Genomic DNA, 3,134 nt, shown 5'->3' on the forward strand with positions numbered 1-3,134 from the left:
CTGTCCTGTGGCTGCTTAAATTCCGATACACTGTAATTAATAGTGTCCTTTCGCTGCCATACAGGAGGCTGCTTTATTTTCACTTCTTTTAAGACAAGCGGTTGGGGAGTGAGAGTAAAATTTATAACGGAAGAAGCGGATTCTATTATTAATTCTTTAGTAGCAAAATTGAGAGCATGAACAGAAATTTTTAAGGAATCAGCGCCAGATTTCCAGCTTAATTGATAAATTCCGTTTTTATCAGTTATGCTATATGCAAGAATGGTATTGCTGTTTTTATAGGAAAGTGTAACGCTTGCTGATGAAAGAGGTTGATGATTCTCGTCAACAACTTTTCCCCTCAATGCAACCTGAGCAGAAATATAGGAAAAGAAAAAAAATGTGATAAATAAGAATGCAACTTTCACAACAAGGCTTTACTTGTAGCAAATTTATTCTAATTCCATCGGTATATATTTTTTGGAAGCTAAAGGAACATCTGATTTATATTGAAACGTTGCTCCTTGTCCGCCCAGGAAAGCCTGGGGGTTTTGAAACATGGCTTTACGCAATTCCATAAATTTTTTTCTTTCTGTTTTAATAAAGCCATTTTGATTTAATTCAATTTCAGCTATCTGAGACACTTTTTCAAAAGATGTTAATCTGAAATAAAACAATCTATCAGAATCATTGACCTGAACAATAAGGCCGGGCAAATTTCCAAATTTCAGGGGACCATTCTGTATAGGAATCTGATCGGAAAACCATGCATCATAATGGCGTCCTCTGAAAAATGTAGTAGCTCTTTGACATTTATAACCTGAAATAGTAGCAGTGTCGGATAAAATTTGCCATTTAAAAAGGTCCAAACTGTCTTCGTAAATAAATTTATCTTTTAAAATCCTGTCTGTAACAACTATTTTGTTTTGATTAAATAGCTTATATAGCCTTTGCGTCATCCCAAATTTAGGCAAAGAAAAGGTCGTCATATCCAGTTTCAATTGCCCTTTCTGGGTTTGGAGTTGTTTTTTAAACTCATCTTCGACGTATAGTTCTGCTAACCTTTCCCACTCACTGTAACAAATGGAGAATCTTTTACCTATTTCTACAACTAAACTATCTTTAGGAAGAAAACCTGGATTCTTATCTTCACCTTGGTTTGCATATATATAACTCGCCTTAAATAAAACAGAGTCCTTTAATTGACCATAACTAACAAATGACATAGCAGTCAATAAAAACAGAAAGAGGAAATGTTTCATGTTACATAATTATATTTTGTCTCTGCAAACTCAAAATATTCTTCCTTTGATTAAAATTTAAAATCTTTCAGACGTAAAAATACGCTGAAAGCTTTCTGAAAAAAAGTACTCTTGCGGTATTATTGTGTACTAGGAATGATTGAATGTTATATTGTAACGGTGGGTGGGTCGCAAGTTGGATTTTCACCATACACACAAAACTGCAAATATATTAGCGTAATCATAATACTAATTTCTTGTAGTGAAGTAGCACATACAAAACCGCTACCACAGGTAACAGTATAATCGGCACATATCAGATCCTGCTTTGAATTAGTTCGTTCAATACTAAATGTATTTTTCTCAGCTTTGTTTTCCGGAAAGGTAGTAGCCGACCAACTATTTAAAGAAACTATACCAAACAGAAAGAAACTAATAATTTTTTTCATAAACTTTAGGTTTGAGTTAATAATATGCTATCATAAGCAAATTCCTACAATTCATGATGCCATCCTAACCGTTTTACTGATAATCTTATCAGTTTTTCTGATAAAATGATTTTGGGTCATGTATTTTTTTTTTTTACCTTAGGGCATCATTAATCATAAACCTTACATGCAAAAGCTTATTTGCGAAAAGCTAAAATTCTTAAAAGAAAAGCATGGGTATTCGCAACAAACGGTAGCTGATGCACTAAGCATGAGCCAAAACACTTACTCACTTTTAGAAACAGGAAAAACAAAGCTTGACGTTGAACGACTAATTTTAATTGCAGAATTTTATAAAATTTCAGCCTATGACCTCTTAGATATATCTCCCCCGAAAGAAGTCAAACATTCATTGAAGAACTGAGGAATTTAATAGCCTCACTTAAATCTTTACAACAGCGTCAATACATTTCAACAATTAGGCTATTCTAATTCTATTGGATTATAGGGCAACGGTTTTTGCAAATTAGCTTTAAGCATATTTTCTGTATCCTCACTCATGGTGATATTATTAATATGGTCGGCGATAAGAACCTGGTAAAGATTGTCAAACCCGGCTTTTAGTAATTTACGATATTCCGCCCGGTTGGTTTTAATAAAATCTTTATTGTTAAGAACTATGGGTTGTTTCCGGCTAAGACGCTGGATTTCGATACATTCAAATATAAAATTCTCTTTTGTATCCTCAATCTTAATTATTAGACCCGGTAACCCTCTGAATTTATAGGGACCTTCGTTCCACGGCAATTCCGGTGTAAACCATGCTATATATAACCTGCCTCTGAAATTCGTGGTAGCATTTTGACAATTATAACCTGATATTTTCATTGTATCTCCCAAAATCGTCCATTTCAGTGGTTCCATCTTTTCTTCAAATAAATATTTCGAAGTGAAAACATTGTCCGTGGTAGTTATTTTGTTTTCTGGATAATTGATATAGAGTTCATACTTGTTTAACAGGCCAGGGCTAGGATACTTTCTATGAAATTCCTGGGTTTTCGAAAAATCCTGCAACGTTATTTTGCCCTCTGCCATATCATTCTTTATAGCAGAATCAGAACTGAACCCTATATAGCTGTAAAAACTGGAAATAGTATCCCCAATACATAACTGCATTATGTCTGTTCGTGTTTTTTTAGGTAATAAGGAATCAGAAAGATAGGTCAACTTGTATCTGACTAATGTTGACGCAGAGTCAAGTGTTTGAGTTTTACCACTAATGTCAAAATAAAAGATAAGTATGAAAAAAATTAATGCTTTCATACAAGTATTATAATTAAGATATAAAATGTTGTGACGATTTATTCCTTATATACCAATATTACAAATTAATTCGGGGCAACATGGCAAGTTTGGTCTAAAAAGAAAACATTTGAATCATACGCTGATGCCTGCCAATTATAGGCATCTTGCCAACTGTATGGGC

5 protein-coding genes are annotated in these 3,134 nt (G+C 33.7%); 1 reads left to right on the forward strand and 4 read right to left on the reverse strand.

Annotated features, from left to right (window positions below; translation table 11 throughout):
• From VG895_05790 to VG895_05800, 3 genes are all read right to left on the reverse strand, one after another.
• Nucleotides 1-407: carboxypeptidase-like regulatory domain-containing protein (locus tag VG895_05790; protein ID HWA52526.1), on the reverse strand; the 407-nt coding region annotated here is incomplete at its 3' end.
• A 24-nt stretch (nt 408-431) separates the two neighbouring features.
• The gene (locus VG895_05795) at nt 432-1,241 is read right to left on the reverse strand and encodes a GLPGLI family protein (protein ID HWA52527.1); all 810 of its coding nucleotides are present in this window, start codon (nt 1,239-1,241) and stop codon (nt 432-434) included.
• Between the two features lie 146 nt (nt 1,242-1,387).
• The gene (locus VG895_05800) at nt 1,388-1,669 is read right to left on the reverse strand and encodes a hypothetical protein (protein HWA52528.1); all 282 of its coding nucleotides are present in this window, start codon (nt 1,667-1,669) and stop codon (nt 1,388-1,390) included.
• 166 nt (nt 1,670-1,835) lie between these two features.
• On the opposite strand from VG895_05800, the gene VG895_05805 reads away from it, so the two are divergent.
• Nucleotides 1,836-2,072, forward strand: a complete 237-nt coding sequence (locus VG895_05805; GenBank protein HWA52529.1) for a helix-turn-helix transcriptional regulator — start codon at nt 1,836-1,838, stop codon at nt 2,070-2,072.
• 59 nt (nt 2,073-2,131) lie between these two features.
• On the opposite strand, the gene VG895_05810 is transcribed toward VG895_05805, so the two are convergent.
• The gene (locus VG895_05810) at nt 2,132-2,971 is read right to left on the reverse strand and encodes a GLPGLI family protein (GenBank protein ID HWA52530.1); all 840 of its coding nucleotides are present in this window, start codon (nt 2,969-2,971) and stop codon (nt 2,132-2,134) included.
• Nucleotides 2,972-3,134: the final 163 nt, after the last annotated feature.

The sequence above is a fragment of the Patescibacteria group bacterium genome (assembly GCA_035549555.1).
Classification (GTDB): Bacteria; Patescibacteriota; Microgenomatia; order UBA8517; family UBA8517; genus Co84-156.

Coding starts and splice junctions, on each gene's coding strand:
- VG895_05795 (HWA52527.1), bottom strand. CDS start 1,241: ATGAAACATTTCCTCTTTCTGTTTTTATTGACTGCTATGTCATTTGTT.
- VG895_05800 (HWA52528.1), bottom strand. CDS start 1,669: ATGAAAAAAATTATTAGTTTCTTTCTGTTTGGTATAGTTTCTTTAAAT.
- VG895_05805 (HWA52529.1), top strand. CDS start 1,836: ATGCAAAAGCTTATTTGCGAAAAGCTAAAATTCTTAAAAGAAAAGCAT.
- VG895_05810 (HWA52530.1), bottom strand. CDS start 2,971: ATGAAAGCATTAATTTTTTTCATACTTATCTTTTATTTTGACATTAGT.